Annotated in this window: 15 protein-coding genes, 1 tRNA gene and 1 pseudogene; 12 read left to right on the top strand and 5 right to left on the bottom strand. The window is 72.3% G+C overall.

Translation table 11 applies throughout. The features are described from left to right. The first annotated feature begins 181 nt into the window (after positions 1 to 181). Together ACGFR7_RS09140 and ACGFR7_RS09135 are read left to right on the top strand one after the other, a co-directional pair. Positions 182 to 853: a YqgE/AlgH family protein gene (locus tag ACGFR7_RS09140; RefSeq protein WP_393315145.1), complete on the top strand. Its 672-nt coding sequence runs from the start codon at positions 182 to 184 to the stop codon at positions 851 to 853. 304 nt (positions 854 to 1,157) lie between these two features. Continuing rightward, entirely contained in the window at positions 1,158 to 1,838 is a 681-nt protein-coding gene (locus tag ACGFR7_RS09135) for a hypothetical protein (RefSeq protein ID WP_393315142.1), read from the top strand. Positions 1,839 to 1,887: 49 nt separating this feature from the next. On the opposite strand, the gene ACGFR7_RS09130 is transcribed toward ACGFR7_RS09135, so the two are convergent. Beyond that, the gene (locus ACGFR7_RS09130; protein ID WP_393315140.1) at positions 1,888 to 2,868 is read right to left on the bottom strand and encodes a LysR family transcriptional regulator; all 981 of its coding nucleotides are present in this window, start codon (positions 2,866 to 2,868) and stop codon (positions 1,888 to 1,890) included. Positions 2,869 to 2,999: 131 nt separating this feature from the next. Here ACGFR7_RS09130 and ACGFR7_RS09125 point away from each other — a divergent pair, with 131 nt between their 5' ends. From ACGFR7_RS09125 to ACGFR7_RS09090, 8 genes are all read left to right on the top strand, one after another. Beyond that, positions 3,000 to 4,181 (top strand): MFS transporter, encoded by a 1,182-nt coding sequence (locus tag ACGFR7_RS09125; protein ID WP_393315372.1) that lies wholly within the window; start codon positions 3,000 to 3,002, stop codon positions 4,179 to 4,181. Continuing rightward, positions 4,168 to 4,470: a DUF3039 domain-containing protein gene (locus ACGFR7_RS09120; protein WP_393315137.1), complete on the top strand. Its 303-nt coding sequence runs from the start codon at positions 4,168 to 4,170 to the stop codon at positions 4,468 to 4,470. Before ACGFR7_RS09125 ends, ACGFR7_RS09120 begins: the two co-directional genes overlap by 14 nt. 321 nt (positions 4,471 to 4,791) lie before the next feature. Then, positions 4,792 to 6,447, top strand: coding sequence for a beta-N-acetylhexosaminidase (locus ACGFR7_RS09115; protein ID WP_393315134.1), 1,656 nt, complete (start codon positions 4,792 to 4,794; stop codon positions 6,445 to 6,447). A gap of 364 nt (positions 6,448 to 6,811) precedes the next feature. Further along, positions 6,812 to 7,708 (top strand): FAD binding domain-containing protein, encoded by an 897-nt coding sequence (locus ACGFR7_RS09110; protein WP_393315131.1) that lies wholly within the window; start codon positions 6,812 to 6,814, stop codon positions 7,706 to 7,708. A gap of 100 nt (positions 7,709 to 7,808) precedes the next feature. Next, positions 7,809 to 10,100 carry a 2Fe-2S iron-sulfur cluster-binding protein gene (locus tag ACGFR7_RS09105; protein WP_393315128.1) on the top strand — a complete coding sequence of 764 codons (2,292 nt, stop codon included), beginning with the start codon at positions 7,809 to 7,811 and terminating at the stop codon, positions 10,098 to 10,100. A gap of 109 nt (positions 10,101 to 10,209) precedes the next feature. Then, positions 10,210 to 12,549 carry a xanthine dehydrogenase family protein molybdopterin-binding subunit gene (locus ACGFR7_RS09100; protein WP_393315125.1) on the top strand — a complete coding sequence of 780 codons (2,340 nt, stop codon included), beginning with the start codon at positions 10,210 to 10,212 and terminating at the stop codon, positions 12,547 to 12,549. Positions 12,550 to 12,850: 301 nt separating this feature from the next. Then, positions 12,851 to 13,204 carry a hypothetical protein gene (locus ACGFR7_RS09095; RefSeq protein WP_393315122.1) on the top strand — a complete coding sequence of 118 codons (354 nt, stop codon included), beginning with the start codon at positions 12,851 to 12,853 and terminating at the stop codon, positions 13,202 to 13,204. A 140-nt stretch (positions 13,205 to 13,344) separates the two neighbouring features. Further along, positions 13,345 to 13,503: a hypothetical protein gene (locus tag ACGFR7_RS09090; protein WP_393315120.1), complete on the top strand. Its 159-nt coding sequence runs from the start codon at positions 13,345 to 13,347 to the stop codon at positions 13,501 to 13,503. A 310-nt stretch (positions 13,504 to 13,813) separates the two neighbouring features. Here the strand turns inward: ACGFR7_RS09090 and ACGFR7_RS09085 are convergent, their stop codons facing one another. Together ACGFR7_RS09085 and ACGFR7_RS09080 are read right to left on the bottom strand one after the other, a co-directional pair. Next, positions 13,814 to 14,518 (bottom strand): HAD family hydrolase, encoded by a 705-nt coding sequence (locus tag ACGFR7_RS09085; protein ID WP_393315117.1) that lies wholly within the window; start codon positions 14,516 to 14,518, stop codon positions 13,814 to 13,816. After that, complete coding sequence (locus ACGFR7_RS09080; protein WP_393315114.1) at positions 14,508 to 14,804, bottom strand: hypothetical protein; 297 nt, start codon at positions 14,802 to 14,804, stop codon at positions 14,508 to 14,510. The genes ACGFR7_RS09085 and ACGFR7_RS09080 overlap by 11 nt, the downstream gene beginning before the upstream one ends. A 488-nt stretch (positions 14,805 to 15,292) precedes the next feature. Between ACGFR7_RS09080 and ACGFR7_RS09075 the strand changes: the two genes are divergently transcribed. Together ACGFR7_RS09075 and ACGFR7_RS09070 are read left to right on the top strand one after the other, a co-directional pair. Beyond that, complete coding sequence (locus ACGFR7_RS09075) at positions 15,293 to 17,197, top strand: FtsK/SpoIIIE domain-containing protein (protein WP_393315111.1); 1,905 nt, start codon at positions 15,293 to 15,295, stop codon at positions 17,195 to 17,197. Positions 17,198 to 17,489: 292 nt separating this feature from the next. Next, positions 17,490 to 18,164, top strand: a pseudogene (locus tag ACGFR7_RS09070) (site-specific integrase); the annotation flags it as partial. Between the two features lie 46 nt (positions 18,165 to 18,210). Here the strand turns inward: ACGFR7_RS09070 and ACGFR7_RS09065 are convergent. Together ACGFR7_RS09065 and ACGFR7_RS09060 are read right to left on the bottom strand one after the other, a co-directional pair. After that, positions 18,211 to 19,035, bottom strand: a complete 825-nt coding sequence (locus tag ACGFR7_RS09065; protein WP_393315108.1) for a hypothetical protein — start codon at positions 19,033 to 19,035, stop codon at positions 18,211 to 18,213. A 350-nt stretch (positions 19,036 to 19,385) separates the two neighbouring features. Continuing rightward, a tRNA-Cys gene (locus ACGFR7_RS09060) sits at positions 19,386 to 19,460 on the bottom strand. Positions 19,461 to 19,615 lie beyond the last annotated feature (155 nt).

The raw sequence follows: 19,615 nt of genomic DNA, 5'->3' as shown, positions 1-19,615 counted from the left end.
TCCGCTACGGTCCGCCTTTGATCTGTAATCGACCTTTGAGGGAAATTGCCGGGGATGTCGTGAATGGCCGGTCCGGTGTCGGGGTCGTGCGCCGGTGCTGCCGCCGTACGCCCTGCCCTGCTCTCGCGCGGGTCCGGGCGTTGACTCCCCGCTCCGGGCAGAAGTGCGGGATCATGTGGCCATGACCGAGGTGTCCTCGCTCACAGGGCGGCTTCTTGTCGCGACGCCCGCGCTCGCCGATCCGAACTTCGACCGCGCGGTCGTGCTCCTCCTCGACCACGACGAGGAGGGCTCCCTCGGCGTGGTCCTCAACCGCCCCACGCCGGTCGGTGTCGCGGACATCCTCGCGCCCTGGGCGGCGCTCGCCGGTGAGCCGGGGGTGGTCTTCCAGGGCGGTCCGGTGTCGCTGGACTCGGCGCTCGGGGTGGCCGTGGTGCCCGGCGGGCTGTCCGGTGAGGGCGGCATCCCGTCCGTGGACAGCGGCGCCCGGTCGGGCGGCGACGGCGCGGAGACGGCCGGTGTGCCGGCCGCGGACCGGACGGGCGTGCAGTCGGGTGACGAGCCGCTGGGCTGGCGCAGGGTGCACGGCGCGATCGGACTGGTCGATCTGGAGGCCCCTCCGGAACTCCTCGCGGCGGTCCTCGGCAGTCTGCGGATCTTCGCCGGGTACGCGGGCTGGGGCCCGGGCCAGCTGGAGGACGAACTGGTCGAGGGCGCCTGGTACGTCGTCGAGTCCGAGCCCGGCGACGTCTCCTCGCCCGACCCGGAGCAGCTGTGGCGCGCGGTGCTGCGCCGGCAGCGCAACGAGCTGGCGATGGTGGCCACGTATCCGGACGATCCGTCGCTGAACTGACCGGCGCTGAACCGTCCGTCGCCGAACCGTCCGTCGCCGAACCGATGGAACCGACCGGCGCCGCACCGGCCCCGGCCGGGTTGCGGTGCGCGGTGGGAACCGGGTGTGGCGGCGGGGCCGAGGGGGTGGTGGGGCGGGCCGGCGGGCGGCGGGCGCGTCGCGGGCCGGATTTTGTTGACGACTTGATTATTGTGACGGCTTCGTCATGGGGAATTGTCGGACCCCGTCGCTATGGTTCGAGACGACAGGGGACGGTGCGCGGCCGCGTCGGCGGGGCCGCGCTGGACAAGCGGGGGAGAGCGCCATGCACAGGCCGAGCCTGCCCGAGGACCTGGACCATCCAGAGCACCTGTGGGCGCGTGCCGCGACGCTGGCGGTAGTGGCGGCAGCCGTGGACGACTGGGACGAATTCTCCTGGGGTGACCGGGGATTGCAGTGCTGGAACGACGGCGGAAGCTACTGGTGGCGGCTGAAGCTCTTCGAGGACGGCCGGGCCCTGCTCTGCGGCCAGGACTCCGACGGCAGCCATACCCACAGCGGCGGCCGCCAGATCGACTTCCTGGCCGGCGGCCCGGCCTGGCTGCCCTGGGAGCAGTTGCGCGAGGACGCCGAGGGCAATCTCTTCGGGTTCGTCTACTGGTGGCAGGACGGCGCCTGGGCGCGCGCCCCGTACCCCGAGAAGCTGCCGGACGACGGTCTGGAGATGGCCATGAGCTGGGTCGCGCCCGGCGACGACGCGGCAGGGGACATCGCCGAGATCCTCGTGGCGCGCACGGAGACGGAGGTCGACGCCCTGGCGGCGATACGCGCCTTCCTCGCCGCCGCCGAGGCCCGCAGGGTCGGCGCCCAGGACATCACCGCACTGCTGGACGCGGTCTGCGGCCAGGACTGCTGGTACGAGGTCCGCCCCGACGCCGCACTGGCCTTCGCCGCGCAACTGGGCCTGACGGCCGGGGCCCGGGGCGGGGTGGCGGTGATTTCGTAGGGGCCTTCCCGGGCGCGTCCCAGGAGGGGTGGACTCGTCACCGTCACCGTCACCGGCCGTCGGCCGCCGGCCGGATCCGGGCTCCCAGAGCGAAGAAGCGCTCGGCCAGCGGATGGGCATCGCGGGTGGGCAGCGCCAGGTGGACGGGTACGGCCGGCGCGTTCTTCAGGCGGAGGTAGCGGATCCCCGGGTGGGTGTGCCGCCGGGTCACCGGCTCCGGGGCCACCCCGACGCCGTGCCCGGCGGCCACCGCCTCCAGCCACTCATCGGCATTGCCCGCGGTGCAGGTGAGTTGGGGCTGCCGGCCGGTGGGCCACAGCTCCGGCCCGGTGCTGCCGGTGACGGTGTTCACCACCAGCGGCAGCCCGGCCAGCTCGGCCCAGTCCAGCACCCGGCGGCGGGCCACGGCGCGAAGGGCCACCGCCCGGGCGTCCGTGAGGTGTTCCTGCCCGGCCCGGCCCGGTGTGCGGCCGCCCGTACGGCTTCCCGCGGCGAGCGCACGGGACACCGCGGCCACCCGTGGCTCATGGAGCAGGGTCGTGGTGCGCAGTCCGGCGTCCCGGGGGACCTCGCCGTGCAGCACCACGATGTCCGACTCCCCGGTCTCCAGCCCGGCGAGCGGGGAGTCGCGGCGCACCAGCCGCACCCCGGCCCCCGTCGCCGCCTCGAAGTCCGCGATGAGCGCGGTGCAGGCGGCGGGCAGCAGCGAGGTGAACCCCAGCCGCAGGATGGCGGGTCCGGTGGACGAGCGCAGCGCGGCGGCCAGCCGGGACAGGAGCGGCGCGAGGTCGGCGTGGAGCCGGCGGCCGGCGTCGGTGAGCTCGACCCGGCGGGTCGTACGGTCCAGCAGCCGGGCGCCGACCAGGTTCTCCAGCGCGCGCACGGTCCGGGTCAGCGCGGGCTGGCCGATCCGCAGCCGGTCGGCGGCATGGGTGAAGCTGCGCTCCTCGGCCACGGCGGCAAAGCCGCGCAGGTGCCGCAGTTCGATGCCGTCGAGGGCCTGGAGCGCGGAATCGGTGTCGTCATTCATGCCGCACCAGCATAAGTGCACCCCGCCGGGCATTTCCGCGCGCATACGGAGACTGCCTACGTTTCATCCGTCGGTTCACCCCGGGGCGGGGAACTCCTCAGCGCCCCGGAAGATCACGGGAGTTGAGCACGGTGCGCAAGGTCGGGCTGCTGATGCTGGGGGCCTTCACCCTCGGGCTGGACGCGTATGTGATGGCAGGAGTGCTGCCGCTCCTGGCGGACGACATCGGTGCCCGGGTGGCGCTGACGGGCCAACTGGTCACGGTCTTCACACTCGCGTACGCGCTCTCCGCGCCCCTGGTCGCCGGGCTGGTCTCCGGCGTCCGGCCGCGGGCGCTGATCCTGGCCGCGCTGGCGGTCTTCACGCTCGGCAACGCCGCGACGGCCCTGGCCCCCTCGCTGGGGACGCTGCTCCTCGCCCGGACCGTCGCCGGTGCCGGTGCCGGGGTCTACTCCGCGCTGGCCACGGCGGCGGCCGCCGCGCTGGTGCCGCCCGAGCGCCGCGGCCGGGCACTGGCCCTGGTGATGGGGGGCATGAGCGCGGGCACCGTACTGGGCGTACCGATCGGGGTGCTGCTGGCCGAGCACACCGGCTGGCGGGCCACGATGTGGCTGCTGACGGCCCTCGGCGCCGGCGCGCTCGCCGGGCTGGCGGCGCTGCTGCCGCCGGTCCCGGCCGAGCCCGTGGTGCCGGTACGTGCCCGGCTGACGGCCCTCACGGACCGCGCCGTGGCCCCCGTCGTGGCGGTGTCCTTCCTGGCCGCGGTGGCCAGTCTCGGGCTGTACACCTACCTCGCGCCGGTACTGGCCGCGGCGGGCGGGGTCGGCGAGGTGGCTCCGTACCTGTGGGCCTGGGGCGCCGGCGGGGTGCTGGGCAGCGTGCTGGCCGGGCCGCTGGTGGACCGCACGGGGCGGGCCCGGACGCTGACCGGCGGGGTGCTGGCGGTGATCGTGCCGGCGCTGGCGCTGCTGCCGGTGCTGGCCCACGCGGCGCTGCCCGGCGCGGTGGTCGCGCTGGTGGCGTGGGGCGCGGCGGGCTGGGCACTGCAGGTTCCCCAGCAGCACCGGTTGCTGGCGCTGCGCGCCGAGCGCGGCACCATCGCCCTCGCCCTGAACAGCTCGGCCCTCTATCTGGGCAGCGCGGTCGGCTCGGCGCTCGGCGGGCTGGCGCTCGCGGCGGGGCTGGCGCCGTACGCGCTGCCGTGGGTGGCGGCCGGGGTGGCGGCGGCGGGTCTTGCGCTCCACCTGGCGGCGGGCCGACGCTCCCGGGTTGCATCGGGCGTGAGTACCCTTGGCTCCTATGAGCACTCTTGAGCCCGAGCGCGGGGCAGGTACGGGGACCCTCGTTGAGCCGACACCGCAGGTGTCCCACGGCGACGGTGACCACGAGCGCTTCGCCCACTATGTCCAGAAGGACAAGATCATGGCGAGCGCGCTCGACGGCACCCCCGTCGTGGCGCTGTGCGGCAAGGTCTGGGTCCCGGGTCGCGACCCGAAGAAGTACCCGGTCTGCCCCATGTGCAAGGAGATCTTCGAGTCCATGGGCGCCGGCGGCGACAAGGACAAGGGCGGCAAGGACGGCAACGGCGGCGGCAAGAAGTAGCAGCCGCCGGCCGTGGCGCGCCCCGCCGTCCGTGGCGCGCCCCGCCGTCCGTGGCGCGCCTGATCATCCGTGGCGCGCCCCGCCGTCCGAGGCGCGCGCCTTCGCCGTGAGGCGCCCCGCCGCCCGTCCCCATCCCGCCCTGACGCGGCCGGTCTTCGGCACGTTCACGCCGAAGAGCCCCGGCCGGGGCGGGATGATGGCAGCATCGGCCGTGAGGGCCGCCCCCGTGCCGGTCTTCCCCTCCTCTTGGCCCTCGTACAGGTGGGGACTCGTGCAGGCCGCCCGGTCCCGGGCCGGGCGGCGCGGTGAAGGACGGACGGCATGCCCGACACGGACACCACCCCCACGGCACCGGGCGGCGGGCTGATCCCGGCGCCGCTGAGCATGGACGGGCCCTACCGCTGCGCCGTGCGGCTGGGGGAGGGCACGGCGTTGGCCGCCGGGCCCGGCACCGAGGACACCGCGCGCTGGCTGCGTGCCACTCTCGGGGCGGCCTTCGGCCTGCCGCTGCCGCCCGGTCCCGCCGACGCCGCCGACACCCTCGTGCTCGCCCTCGACCCGGCCCTGCCCGCAGAGGGCTATCGCCTGGAGGCCGCCACGCGCTGGGGCGTACGGATCACCGGCGGCGGCCCGGCAGGCGTCTTCCGGGGCGCGCAGACGCTGCGTCAGCTCCTCGGCCCGCACGCCTTCCGCCGGGCGCCGCTCGCCCCCGGGCGCGCGGCCGTCCTGCCGCAGCAGACCATCGAGGACGCTCCCCGCTTCGCCTGGCGCGGCATGCTGCTCGATGTCGCCCGGCACTTCCTGCCCAAGGACGGTGTGCTGCGCTACCTCGATCTGCTCGCCGCCCACAAGCTCAACGTCCTGCACCTGCACCTCACCGATGACCAGGGCTGGCGGATCGAGATCGCCCGCTATCCGGAACTGACCGGGACCGGCGGCTGGCGGGAGCGCACCAAAATCGGTCACCGGGCCTCCCCCCTCTGGGACGAGCGCCCGCACGGCGGCTACTACACCCAGGACGACATCCGCGAGATCGTCGCCTACGCCGCCCAGCGGCACATCACCGTCGTGCCCGAGATCGACATCCCGGGACACTCGCAGGCCGCCATCGCCGCGTACCCGGAACTCGGCAACACCGACGTCATCGACACCGCCTCCCTGAAGGTCTGGGACACCTGGGGCGTCAGCCCCAACGTGCTGGCACCCACCGACCACACCCTGCGGTTCTACGAGCACGTGCTGGAAGAGGTCCTGGCGCTCTTCCCCTCGCGGTTCGTGCACCTCGGGGGCGACGAATGCCCCAAGGACCAGTGGAAGGCGTCCGCCACCGCCCAGGCGCGGATCGCCGAGCTGTCACTGGCCGGTGAGGACGGGCTGCAGAGCTGGTTCATCCGGCACTTCGACCGCTGGCTCACCGCCCGCGGCCGGCGGCTGATCGGCTGGGACGAAATCCTCGAAGGCGGGCCGGCCGGGGGCGCCGCGGTCTCCTCCTGGCGCGGCTACGCGGGAGGTGTCGCCGCCGCGAAATCGGGCCATGACGTCGTGATGTGCCCCGAGCAGCAGGTGTACTTGGACCACCGTCAGCATCACTCCCCAAAGGAGCCGGTGCCGATCGGCTTCGTACGGACCCTGGAGGACGTCTACCGCTTCGAGCCGGTGCCGCCGGAGCTGACCGCGGACGAGGCCGCGCACGTCCTGGGCACCCAGGCCAACGCCTGGACCGAGGTCATGGACAGTCAGCAGCGCCTCGACTACCAGGTGTTTCCCCGGCTGGCCGCCTTCGCCGAGGTCGCCTGGTCGCGGCTGCCCGCGCCGGCCGACCGCGACTACCAGGACTTCACCCGGCGGATGGCTGTCCACTACGCCCGCCTCGACGCCCTCGGCGTCGGCTACCGCCCGCCCGGCGGCCCCCTCCCCTGGCAGAAACGGCCCGGCGTGCTCGGACGCCCGATCGACGGGGCGCCCCCAAACGTGTGAGCCCCCGTGCAAGGAGGGCGCTCGCAGGGCCGGACCCTGGGACGGTGGTCCGGTACGGCGTCACCCCGCACCACGGCACTTCCGTGGCCGGGTATCGCCGTACCGGGCACTGCTGTACCGGGCATCGCCGTAGCGGCGGTGTGCGCCCCGGCCGGACACCTCCGCCGAAGCGCCACACCGCAGTTCCCGCACGGCCGGCGGCGGACGAAACCGGACCAGCACCCTGTTCGGGGACGGATCGCCGGTTCGCGGACCCTCGCGCCGGAGGCCCGGGAAGATGTGCCAGAGTTGCCACGTCCGGGCCGTGAGCACGTACCGTACGGCGGAGCGGAACTGCCGGGACACCGGGGAAGGGGCAGCTGGCTTGACCACGCACGCACCGCACGCGTCGCACACGGTGACGTTGCCGGCCTCGCTCGACGAGGCGGTGGCGGCGCTCACCGCCATGCCTGCCGCCGTGCCCGTCGCGGGCGGCACCGATCTCATGGCGGCGGTCAACGCCGGACTCCTCAGACCCGCAGCCCTGGTGGGCCTCGGCCGGATCAGTGAGATGCGCGGCTGGCAGTACCTGGACGGCCATGCGCTGCTCGGCGCCGGCCTCACCCTCGCCCGTATGGGACGCCCCGACTTCGCCGCCCTGATCCCGGGCCTCGCCGCCGCAGCCCGCGCGGCCGGCCCGCCGCAGGTCCGCAACGCCGGCACCCTCGGCGGCAACATCGTGACCTCCGCGCCCACGGGCGACACCCTCCCGGTGCTCGCCGCCCTCGAAGCCACGGTGATCATCGCCGGCCCCGGGGGCAGCCGCCGCGAGATCCCGGTCAGCCACCTGCTGGCCGGCCGGGAGATGCTGGGCCCCGGCGAACTCGTCGGCTTTGTGCGGGTGCCGCTGCTGCACGCCCCGCAGACCTTCCTCAAGGCCACCGGCCGCACCGGCCCCGGCCGGGCCACCGCCTCCGTCTCGCTCGTCCTGGACCCGGCCCGGCGCGGGGTGCGCTGCGCGGTGGGCGCGGTCGCCGCCATGCCGCTGCGTCCCCTGGAGGCCGAGCAGTGGGTGGCCTCGCTCATCGACTGGGACGGCGAACGCGGCCTGGTGCCCGAGGCGCTGACGGCCTTCGGTGACTACGTCGCCGCCGCCTGTATCCCGGACCCGGCACCGCCCGAGGACGGTTCGGAATCGGCCACCTTGCCGCCGGCCGCGCTCCATCTGCGCCGTACGGTGGCAGCCCTGGCCCGCCGCGCACTGGGGAGGGCGCTCTCATGAGCGAGCGCAGCGTGGTTCTCCCCCCGGCCGGAGGCCGGGGGATCATCATCGAAAGGTGCGCGCCTCGCGAAGGCGGGGCCGAGCGAAGTGAGGGCTCGGCATGAGCGACGCCGACAACCGCCATCCGTACCAGCCGCACCCCGAACACGGCTGGCAGCCGCTGCCGCAGGGCGGCGAGTACGAGTCGGAGGCGACGGCCTTCGTGCAGCTCCCGGAGGGCTTCACCACCGGGGTCTACGGCGGCGGATCGCCCCGGTACGGCACCCCGGGCACCGAACCGCTCGCCGCGCCAGGTCACGGCTACACCCCGCCGGCCTCCTTCACCCCGCACGAGCCCGCGCCGCCGGTCGCGGGCACCGACCCGTCGGCCACCGGCCAGTGGACGATGCCCTTCGCGGACCCCTCGGCCGGATACGCCGACCCGTCCGCGGGGTACCCGGCCCAGGCGGAGTACACGGCCCACCACGGCGCCCCCGAGGGCTACCACGGCGACGCCCCCGAGGCCGCCCGGCCGTGGCACGGCGACCCGGTGGACTGGCCCGTCGCGGGCAGCCCGGAGGCGGGTAACCGCGGCACCTGGTCGGTCCCCGCGGCGGCGGACGACGGCCTGGAGGAATCCGGCGAATACCTGCTCGGCGACGACGGACTGACGGGGCATACGGCCCCTGCCGAAGGCCATCCGGGCCACCCCGGCCATCAGGGCCACCCCGCCCATGCGGGTCATCACGGACATCCCGGTCCTGCGGGGGCCGGTGGCGCCACCGGTTACCAGGGGGGCGGCTACCCGGGCGCCGGTGCGTACGACGGCACCGGGAACCCGGCGGACGCCGGCGAGGCCGCCGGTACCGGGCACTGGAACTTCACCGCCGGGCCGGCCGCCACCGGCGGAGCCGGAACGTACCCCGCGGTGCCGCACGACGGCTCACACGGCGGCGCGGTGCCCGCGCACTTCGGCGGCGCCGCGGACGACCCGTACGCGCACGAACACGGCCTCCCGGACCGCGACGCCGGACCGGAGGCCGGTCGGAGCCGCGGCACGGACCCGTCGGGCGCCGACGTGTACGGAACGGGCGCGGGTGCCCCGCACGGCGCGGCAGGCGGCGCGGCAGGCGCGGCGACCGGGCACTGGTCTCTGCCGCCCGACGCGCTGGCCCAGTGGCCGCCCGCCGGGGACGCCGCGCAGCCGCCGCACGACGGGGCCCGGGGGCAGGAGCCGGAGGACCGGCCCGAGAGGCCGGCGGACGCGCCCGGCGGAGCGGCCGACTGGACGATCCCGGGGGCGGCAGGCGAACAGCGGGAGGATTCCGGCGAGTTCGCGCTCACCGACGGGGCCGGGCACGTGGCGCCCGCCGCCCCGGGTGCCGACGGCCTTGCGGACGCTGTGCCGCAGCACGCCGAGCACGCCGAGCACGCCGAGCACGCCGAGCACGCCGAGCACACCGGCCGCACGGACCTCGGTGGCCGCACGGACCTCGGCGGTCTCACGGACCTCGATGGCCTCGCGGACCCGAGGGGCGCCGGGAACGCCGGCGAGGGCTCAGGGACGGACGGCAACGCCGGGGCGGACGGGATTGCCGGGGCCGACGAGAACCCCGGAACGGGCGAGAACCGCGGGGCGGCCGGAAACCCCGGCGAGGAGGGCAGCGGCACCGCCGAAGCCACCGGCAGCGGCAGCGGGATTCCGGCCGGTGACACCGAGGGCCCCGTCGGCACCGAGGTGGCGGGCGAGGCCGAAGCGGCGGACGAGGACGGCGCCGAAGCCTTCGACGAACACCCCGCCACCTCCTACGTCCTGCGGGTGAACGGCATCGACCGGCCGGTCACCGACGCCTGGATCGGCGAGTCGCTGCTCTACGTGCTGCGCGAGCGGCTGGGCCTGGCCGGCGCCAAGGACGGCTGCTCGCAGGGCGAGTGCGGAGCCTGCTCCGTCCAGGTGGACGGGCGGCTGGTGGCGTCCTGCCTGGTGCCCGCGGCCACCACGGCGGGCAGCGAGGTCCGTACGGTCGAAGGGCTCGCGGAGAACGGTGAGCCCTCCGACGTGCAGCGCGCGCTGACCGCCTCCGGTGCGGTGCAGTGCGGCTTCTGCGTACCGGGGATGGCGATGACCGTCCATGACCTCCTGGAGGGCAATCACGCCCCCAGCGAGCTGGAGACCCGTAAGGCGCTGTGCGGCAACCTCTGCCGCTGCTCGGGCTACCGGGGGGTGCTGGACGCCGTCGACGAGGTCGTCAAGGCCCGTGCGGAGTCGGCGGAGGCCGCCTACGGACCGGCGGACGACGCGGACGGGACGGCGCCGGCGGACACCGCCCGTATCCCCCATCAGGCAGGCCCCGCAGACCCCATGGGCCACGCCCCGCACGACCAGGATCCGCACTCGGGAGGCTCCGCATGAACGAGCGCAGCAGGGGAGCCTCCCGGGCCGGACGCCGGGGGAGAGACATCGAGAGCATCGAGAGGCGCGCGCCGAGCGGGTGCGAGGCCGGGCGAAGCGAGGTTGCGGCATGAGTGGCACGTCCGACGGCGCAGGCGCCGTCACCGCGACCCCCGCGGCGGGCGTCCCGATCCCCGCCGAGGAGCCGCTGCACGGCCTGGGCGTGTCCCTGCCGCCCGCCGACGCACCGGCCAAGGCCGAGGGCACCTTCCCGTACGCCGCCGACCTGTGGGCCGAGGGGCTGCTGTGGGCCGCGGTGCTGCGCTCACCCCACCCCCGGGCGCGCATCCTGTCGATCGACACCAAGCACGCCGAGGAGATGCCGGGCGTGCGCGTCGTCGTCACGCACGAGGACGTCCCCGGTGACGCGGGGCACGGCCGGGGCACCGCCGACCGCCCGGTCTTCGCCAAGGACGAGGTCCGCCACCACGGCGAGCCGATCGCCGCGGTGGCCGCCGAGCACCCCGACACGGCGCGGCTGGCCGCCGCCGCCATCGCCGTCGAGTACGAGATCCAGGACGCGGTCACCGACCCCCAACTGGCCTTCGAGGCCGAGCCGTTGCACCCCGACGGCAACCTCATCCGGCACATCCCGCTCCGCTTCGGCGACCCCGATGTGGTGGGCGAGGTGATGGTCGAGGGGCTTTACCGGATCGGCCGCCAGGACCCGGCGCCCATCGGGGCCGAGGCCGGACTCGCGGTGCCGCGCCCCGACGGCGGCGTGGAGATCTACACCGCCTCCACGGACCCGCACACCGACCGCGATCTGGCCGCCGCCTCCTTCGGGCTGGAACCGGACCAGGTCAAGGTCGTGGTGACCGGCGTGCCCGGCGCCACCGCCGACCGCGAGGACCCCGGCGTCCAACTCCCGCTCGGCCTGCTGGCGCTGCGGACGGGCTGCCCCGTCAAGCTCGCCGCCACCCGCGAGGAGTCCTTCCTCTCGCACTCCCACCGCCACCCCACGCTGCTGCGCTACCGCCACCATGCGGACGCCGACGGCACGCTGGTCAAGGTGGAGGCCCAGATCCTGATGGACGCCGGTGCCTACGCGGACACCTCCGCCGACGCGCTGGCCGCGGCCGTCTCCTTCTCCTGCGGCCCGTACGTCGTCCCGCACGCCGTGGTCGACGGCTGGGCGGTGCGCACCAACAACCCCCCGTCCGGCCATGTGCGCGGCGAGGGCGCGTTGCAGGTCTGTGCCGCCTACGAGGGCCAGATGGACAAGCTGGCCGCCCGGCTGGGCCTGGAGCCGGACGAGATCCGGCTGCGCAACGTCATGGCCACCGGAGACCTGCTGCCCACGGGGCAGACCGTGACCTGCCCGGCCCCGGTCGCCGAACTCCTGCACGCCGTCAAGGAAGCGCCGCTTCCCGAGCTGCCCAAGGACGCGCCCGAAGCGGAGTGGCTGCTGCCGGGCGGCCCCGAGGGGGCGGGCGAACCGGGCGCGGTGCGCCGCGGCGTCGGCTACGCGCTGGGCATGGTGCACATGCTCGGCGCGGAGGGCACCGACGAGGTCTCCACCGCCACCGTCAAGGTCAGCGGCTCGGTGGCCCATGTCATCTGCGCCGCGGTCGAGACCGGATCGGGGTTCTCCACCCTGGCGCGGCAGATCGTGCAGGAAACCCTCGGCATCGACGAGGTGCATGTCGCCGGCGTCGACACCGACCAGCCGCCGGCCGGCCCGGCCTGCCACGGTCGGCACACCTGGGTCTCCGGCGGCGCCGTCGAGCGCGCCGCCAAGATGGTGCGCAGGCAGCTGCTGCAGCCGCTGGCCCACAAGTTCGGGATGTCCACCGAGCTGCTGCAGATCAACGACGGCAAGATCACCTCCTACGACGGGGTGCTCAGCACCACCGTCGCCGAGGCGCTGGACGGCAAGGAGCTGTGGGCCACCGCCCAGTGCCGCCCGCATCCGACCGAGCCGCTGGACGAGGGCGGCCAGGGCGACGCCTTCGTGGGTCTCGCCTTCTGCGCGATCCGCTGCGTCGCCGATGTCGACATCGAGCTCGGCACCGTCCGCGTCGTGGAGATGACCGTCGCCCAGGACGTGGGCCGGGTGCTCAACCCCCGCCAGCTGCGGGCCCGTATCGAGGCCGGGGTCACCCAGGGACTCGGTGCCGCCCTGATGGAGAACCTGCGCACCACCCGCGGCCAGGTCCGCCACCCCGACCTGACCGGCTACGCGCTGCCCACCGCCCTGGACGCCCCGGACATCCGCATCGTCAAGCTCGTCGAGGAACGGGACGTGGTCGCCCCCTTCGGCGCCAAGCCCGCCAGCGCGGTCCCGGTCGTCACCTCACCGGCCGCCGTGGCCTCCGCGGTACGCGCCGCCACCGGCCGCCCCATCGGCCGCCTCCCGATCCGCCCCCAGGCGGCGGTGGCGCAGGTGGCGCAGCAGCAGGGGGCCTGAGGCGGCGGGCACGTGGCCCGGCGGGGCCCGTGTGGCGTCGCGGGGGGCCGGCGGTATCCAGCCGGCTGAGACACGCCGTACCGGCCACCTGAGACGGCAACCGATACGGCAGCCGGGACGAACAGATCGGGGCCGGGCTCCCTTTGGGGAGACCGGCCCCGCTCCCGCTCCTGGCCGGAGCCTGCGCAGGCCTGGCGGGATGCGAACCCACGTCACTCGCTGTGCAATGTGCCCGGGCCGGCCGGATGGCTGTCCATCGACGTCCGCACTCGTTCACGACGGGACCGAAGGGCCGACCGCCGTGGGGCGGGACACCGCCAAACGCGGGGACGGACCGTTCACCACAGAGTGGTCCTCCACCGCCCCCGATCCCTCGGACGGCGACAGCAGCACGGAGTGGTACTACGCGCTCAACCACTTCCAGTACCGTCTCGTCGGGGAGAAGGAGGGCGGCGAGGTCACTTACCACGTCGAGGTCAAGAAGCGTTACGACTGGGGGATCCCCAGCGAGCACCGCGCCACGGTCTCCGGCGGGGGGCCGGGGCCGCTGGGAATGAACCTGGAACAGGCCGACATCGCCCACCTCCACAGCTCCGGAATGGCCCGGGACTTCGACGTGTCCGGCACGTCCGGCGAGATGACGGTGCACTCGTGAAGGGCAGGCACTCCGCGGCCGGACAGCCGCTGCCGAAGTCGCCGGAAACCACCCGCCCTGCGCATTCGGGCGACGGGCGGAACGGGGACGGCCGGTGCGGGCCTGACGCCCCTGGGAACGAAGCGGATCCCCGCACCCTTGTGAAGAGACTGGCCCTGTGGGCCGGACTCGCCCTTTGCGTCGCCTTCATCGCCTGGGCGGCCTGGGGGTTTCTCCAATTCGACCACGACATCGACCATCCCCGCGAAGGCGGCTTTTCCGGCTGGCAGTGCGACGCCGGCCGCGACTGCGGTTCCTGACGACGCGCCGCTCCCGGCCAGCCGAGACGGAAACGGAGACGAACAGCGGTGGGCCGGTCTCCCCGGGAGGAGACCGGCCCATCCGTCGCCCCTGGCCGGAGCGTATGGAGGCCGTGGCGGGATTCGAACCCACGTCACTCGCTTTGCAGGTTTGTCCGGGCTGGTCAGAGGGCGATCCGCAGCCGTTCAGCCTCGTTCATCCCCGTACTCCCGTTCGTGGCGTGAACCCTCGTGAACGGCATCGAACGGCGGTGAATGAGACGGAAACTGAGACGGTGCCGAGACCACTGACCAGGCAAGTCAGTCTGCTCTAGGCGCGCGGCTTCGGGCTCGATGCCAGAGCGTCGGCCACGGTGGTCATGTCGGTGACCACTGCATCGGCCCCCGCCTCAGTCAAGGCGATGCCCTTGTGCGACTTGTTGGCGAAGCCGATGGACATCGCCCCAGCGGCACGAGCGGCTTCGACGTCTGTCACCGAGTCCCCGATGAGTGTGCAGTTGTGGGGGTGTACGCGAAGTTGCGCGGCGACGAGCAGCAGCGAGTGAGGGTCGGGCTTCATCAGATCCGGCCGGTACGCGGCACGTCCAATGACCTCGTGCACCAGGTAGCGAAGGCCGTGCTGCATCAGGAACGCCCGTACGCAGGCCGTGGAATTGTTACTGACGATGGCGACCTTTCGCCCAGAAGAGTGCGCCGCTTCGAGGGCGGCGACCGCGCCGGGGACGGGTGGCCCCGCGACCTTGACGGCCGACACTTCGGCTTTGGTCAGTGATTCTTCGATTGCCCGGATGACCGGCTCGCCGCCCTGGTCGGCAAGACGCAGGATTTCCATCGGGTCGTCGACACCGTGCGCCTTACCGCCAAGCATCGCGTCGTGCCGGGTGCCAACCTCCGTGAGTTCCCGCGCGACGCCGGGGGCGGGCCTTCCCGCGAACACGTCGCAGATCGGCCCGTCGAAGTCGAACAGGACTCCGTTGGTGGCTCCGGCGATCTCGGCGAGCTTGTTACTTCCCATCAGGGTCGAGGTCCCTTCCGATGGTGTTCCAGACGCTGTCGAACCACATGCGGGCCTGCTCGACCTGCTGAGCCCCACTCGACGACTCGCCCTCGTTCACGGAGTGGTGGAACAACGTGGCGTCGGCTCCCACCAGGTCGTAGATCTCTATGGCCTCTCCCTCGGCCACCACCTTGTTGGGTCGGATGGGGTAGTACCCGAAGAATGCGTCTTCCTTGTTGATCACGTACAGCTTGAAGAACTGCGTGCCGCCGTGGACCCGCACGCTCACGTTGGTTTCCGCCACCAGCAGAGAACGCTTAGCTCGTGGATCGAGTTGGCGATGCTGCGGGTGAAGCCGACCATCATGTCGTGCATGCGACGGCGAAGGCGCGGGTCGTCCGCCCCGTCTTCGCGACGCACAGGCGCGGCGTGCGGCACCGACATGTCCGGCACCAGGATGCGGGCCCCTAACGGGCGGGAGCCGTAGGCGGCCCGTAGGGCGCCTGGATCCCTTCGCGCGGGGCTGGAAGACCCCGGGGGCCGCGAACGGTCACTCACGCCCCCATGGAGACGCTGCGCGACCGTGTTTCCCTCCGCCCTACGCGCGCGTGCGCGTAGGGCCCCTCTCTCCGGAACGGCGCAACTGCGCAACTTCGCAGGTCAGAGCGTGTTGCGGGGGTTCAACCGGTGCTGTCGGCGCAACCGGCGGCACCAACTATCGCAATTCGGACGGGCCGGTGACGCCACGCAACGGCGCACCGGCCCTCATCCACGGTCTTGGAGGACCCTTTCGTGGACTGGAAGCAAGCATGGTCGACCACCACCGACACGACCAACACAGCACTGGACGCGCTCGCGCCGATGTGCGCGCCGTTCGCCGCATGGTGGGACAGGGAGGCGGAGCGTCGGGCGCAGCTGCGGACTCCTGAGAACCTGAAGGCGCTCATGGCGGCGCAGCGGGAGCACAACTCCGCCCGGTCCACCGCGGCGATGGCCCGTAACCAGCGCAGTGCCGCCCGCAAGGCGTCCAACAACCCGCTGTCGGGGCCCCGTCGGGCCGCGCGCACCGCGCACAAGGCCACCCGGCAGCATCACAGCCAGGCACGAGCCGGGCTGAGGGCGGCGCGCAAGAACTACCCCGCCACCCTCGTGGCCCGCGCCATCCAGACGCACGCCGCGCACGCGCTGCCGGGTGGCCTGGCCTCGTGGCTGATGTCGGAAGCCACACACGCGCTCACGTTGTGGCCGGCGTCCGTGTCGGCCGGGCTGATCGGTCTGAACGTCGCAAGTCTGTGGCTGGGGCGGCGTCAGCCGTCGGTGCGGCTCGATGACGGGATGAGCGCAGAGGAGCAGCGGCTTGCCTCCCGGCTGGACCCGTCGTTCTGGGTGCCCAACGCCGATACCCGCGGCCTGTCCGGCACCGTGCCCACCCCGGCGAAGCTGCCCCCGGCCGGGCTGGTCTCGCATGTGCGCCTCGACGGCCGCTGGACGCCCAAGACGTTCCGTGCCAAGGCGGATGAGATCCGGGCCCTGCTCGGGGCTCGCACCGACCTGCGCCTGGAGATCACATCCGGCAGCCACGGCGACCGGGCCACGATCACGCTGCGGACCCGCAGCGCGGCAGACGGCATCGACCTGAGCGGCTGGAAGCCGGGCGACCCGTGGGGCGTCGACACGGTCACGGGCGAGTCGGTCATGGTCCCGCTGGGGCCCCGGATGCTGATTGCGGGCACGTCTGGCTCGGGCAAGAGCTGGTCGACCCGCGCTCTCCTCGCTGAGGCGTCCGAGGCGCCTGATCACCGCCTGGTGGTCATCGACCCGAAACGGGTTGAGGCGATCAACTGGGAACACCGCGCCCGCACCGCAATCACGATTGATGAGGTGCTGGAGGTCACCGACGAGCTGGTCGTCGAGATGCACGAGCGGCTCGCCCTGGTCCCGCGCGGTCGGGACACGATTGAGATCTCCGAAGAACGGCCCCGGATCACGGTGTTCGTTGACGAGGGAGCCGAAGTCATCACCTTGGCCCGCAGGAAGCGGGCCAAGGGCAGCGACGGCGAGTCGGGCCATCCCGACTGGTCGCAGATCATGGAGAACCTGGGCACGCTGGCCCGCATGGCGCGGGCAGCCGAGATCATCCTGATCTGGGCCACGCAGAAGCCCACGATGGACGCCAAGGGCGGCATCGACCCGCAGATCAGCGCGCAGATCACCTACCGGGCCGCGCTCGCGCTGTCCACCTCGGGTGAGTCCCGCGTGGTCTTCGGAGAAGACGCCACCGAGAAGGGCTGGCACGCGCACGAACTGCCCATGCCCGGCGTGGCGATGCTGCGCTCGGGACCGAAGGCCAAGCCCCACCCGATCAGCACCCGCGCCTTCTCCCCCGAAGACGTGATCGCCCTTCCCGAGCGGCCCATCTGGCACCGCGCATCCTCCCGGACCGCCGCAAGCACGCTCCGCCTGGTCAAGGAGCCGGCAGCCGCTACGGCTTCCGCGCCCGCATCGACCGGGGCGGAGACGAACCGTGACCGGGTCCTGCGGGCCGTCCACGACGGCGCCCGCACGCTGCGGGACATCACCGACCGGACCGGAATCAACAAGGGCACCGTCTCCCGCGAGATCAAGACCCTCACGGCCACGGGAGCCCTCCGCAAGAACGACGACGGAATGCTCCTGCCCGGCCGCGAGGCCGCGTGAGCACCACCGTCCAAACCATCGTTCACCCGCACTTCAACCGCTGACAGGAGTCCCTGTGTTCGACAACGACGTCACCGACTGGCCCAACGCCATCCAGGCCTACGCCTCCGCACCCGAGCACGGCAGTGAGCTGGTGTGGCTGAGCAATACCGAGGACCGAGCGCGTGAGTGGCTGCTGCGGCGCGCGGCGCTCTGGGACCGCCTGGCCCATGGCCTCATCCCCGGCTACACGACCAGCCGCAGCGACGCGTTTCGCCTCGCATGCCGACTGGATGGCTCTCGACGGGGCTGTCAGCGTCTGCTGAAAGCCGCCGCTCAGCATCGCAACTCTGCACGTTGGGCGGTTGCTCTCGCCCTTGGCCTGCGCCAAGGGGAGGTGCTGGCTTTGAAGTGGGAAGACATCGACCTTGACGATGGATTCCTGGTGGTCCGCCGTAGCCGCCACCGGCCGCAGTGGGCGCACGGGTGCGCGGAGCCGTGCGGACGTAAAGCCGCCGGTTACTGCCCGCAGAGGCGACGCACCAACCCGGAGATCTCCACCACCAAGTCACGTGCCGGCCGCCGCGCGGTGGGCCTACCCGAGCAACTTGTTGACCTGCTGCGAGCCCACCGGGAGGCGCAGGATGTGGAGCGGGAGGCGGCCGGGAAGCGCTGGATTGAAGGCGGTTGGGTGTTCGTGGACGAACAGGGGCTCAGCCCGTCCCACCGTAGGGGCTGGTCCGAGTGGAAGGATCTTCTGGCCGAGGCGGGCGTTCGGGATGGACGTCTCCACGATGCCCGCCACACGGCCGCGACGGTGCTGCTGATCCTCGGTGTTCCCGAGCGTGCCGTCATGGGCCTCATGGGGTGGTCGACTACGGCCATGGCCGCCCGCTATCAGCACATGGTGGACGCCGTGCGGACGGACATTGCTGGACAGGTCGATGAGCTCATTTGGAAATCGGACACCGAGCGACCACCCAGGTGAGTGAGGCACAGGGTAGCCGCTCCGGCGGCCGCCCTGAGTTTTTCTGCTACACAATCTTGATGCCGAGCGCGAATGCCGTGATCTTTCCTGGCGAGGAGAGTTGGTGGTCCTTTGAATTCGCGTTTGTACCTGTCTGGCCTACGGATTCTTGGGGTGCAAGGGACCATAGTAGTTGGCCCGGACCATCGGTGTGTGTTTCGGCGCCAACCCCTGTCAGTGCAAAGTCTGCGCTGAGGAATGCCTGAGTTCCTGGATGAACTGACTTGCCGCTCAGATTGGAACTTTCTCCACGCTGCACCGTTCCGACTCTTGGAAGAGTCTTCCGTAGCGCGATCGAGAATACGGTGATGGTGGCAAGGCTGGAGATCTTGTGATCTTTGGAGCGGGCTCGCCACTCGGGGCCGAGTTCGGGGAAAGAGGCGGTTGCTAGGTTCCCCGCCCCAGAGGTGTTGACGCGAAACCCGCCGCTGATCAACTCGAAGCCCGGATCAACCCCCGAGGCGGCTTCCGGATGCGCCGAATTTCCGCTCGTCGTCTCCTTGAAGCGGAGATTGGCAAGCAGATCGCCGGGTGTCATGCCGTTGATTTTCATGGCGATGGCATATGCCGTCACTCGGTGTGGGCTGGACACGTTGTGATCCTTCGAGGATACGAGCCACCGGCGACGATCGTTGCCAGGGTACGAAGCGGTCAGGAGTGCTCCTGGAGAGATCTCCCCGCTCCCTCCGCCGCCGATAACGACAAAGCCCTCGTCGACAGTGCAAGCGAAGTCAGTAAATTTAGCCGCTTCTTGCGATGACTGTTCACGGTACACGCGGACGGCGACTTTTCCTGATGCGTCTTTATCCTCGAAAATCAGCTGTCCGGCCATATTTTCCCTTTCGCGCGTCCGAAGTGAGGGCCCGTGAGCCGTAAGCAGGCTTGCGGGGCATAACTAGGCTTACAGGCGTCGACGCCGACGGCGATCTGTAGTGGACCGTTTGGGTACACGGGCCGGGTTGTGGAGGGAGGGGCCCAAGAGTGGCGCGCTCGGGATTGTTCAGAGGCTTCCAGAGGCGGGCTGGCCGCCTTTCGCGAGCCGCTCTGTTCTCCTGTGGTGCGCACGCTGGATGGCGGTCGGTGCTCACCTGAGGCGAGAACTGAGACGAGAACTGAGACGGGCGCTGCGACGGGCGGCGCTCGATTGGGGCATCGGCCGCTCGTTTCGCCTGGTCAAGGCTATGGAGGCCGTGGCGGGATTCGAACCCACGTCACTCGCTTTGCAGGCGAGCCCCTGAACCACTCGGGCACACGGCCGGGTTGGTGTGCTGAACCCGACTGTATGCCGCGTGGTGGAGTGTTCGGCAAGAGTGCGGAGCAGAGTGGCGTGAAGCTGCAATACGGGGCAACGCGGGGCAACACAAGGCAACGCGGGGCAACATGTTGTTCATGAAGCGGGGCTCCGGTGGGGT

This window comes from Streptomyces sp. NPDC048516 (genome assembly GCF_043199875.1).
GTDB lineage: Bacteria > Actinomycetota > Actinomycetes > Streptomycetales > Streptomycetaceae > Streptomyces.
This window is presented reverse-complemented; position numbering and strand designations above follow the sequence as displayed.

Excerpts from the sequence above, each read along its gene's own strand:
- ACGFR7_RS09140 (WP_393315145.1), top strand. The coding sequence starts at position 182 with ATGACCGAGGTGTCCTCGCTCACAGGGCGGCTTCTTGTCGCGACGCCC.
- ACGFR7_RS09135 (WP_393315142.1), top strand. The coding sequence starts at position 1,158 with ATGCACAGGCCGAGCCTGCCCGAGGACCTGGACCATCCAGAGCACCTG.
- ACGFR7_RS09130 (WP_393315140.1), bottom strand. The coding sequence starts at position 2,868 with ATGAATGACGACACCGATTCCGCGCTCCAGGCCCTCGACGGCATCGAA.
- ACGFR7_RS09120 (WP_393315137.1), top strand. The coding sequence starts at position 4,168 with ATGAGCACTCTTGAGCCCGAGCGCGGGGCAGGTACGGGGACCCTCGTT.
- ACGFR7_RS09115 (WP_393315134.1), top strand. The coding sequence starts at position 4,792 with ATGCCCGACACGGACACCACCCCCACGGCACCGGGCGGCGGGCTGATC.
- ACGFR7_RS09105 (WP_393315128.1), top strand. The coding sequence starts at position 7,809 with ATGAGCGACGCCGACAACCGCCATCCGTACCAGCCGCACCCCGAACAC.
- ACGFR7_RS09100 (WP_393315125.1), top strand. The coding sequence starts at position 10,210 with ATGAGTGGCACGTCCGACGGCGCAGGCGCCGTCACCGCGACCCCCGCG.
- ACGFR7_RS09085 (WP_393315117.1), bottom strand. The coding sequence starts at position 14,518 with ATGGGAAGTAACAAGCTCGCCGAGATCGCCGGAGCCACCAACGGAGTC.
- ACGFR7_RS09065 (WP_393315108.1), bottom strand. The coding sequence starts at position 19,035 with ATGGCCGGACAGCTGATTTTCGAGGATAAAGACGCATCAGGAAAAGTC.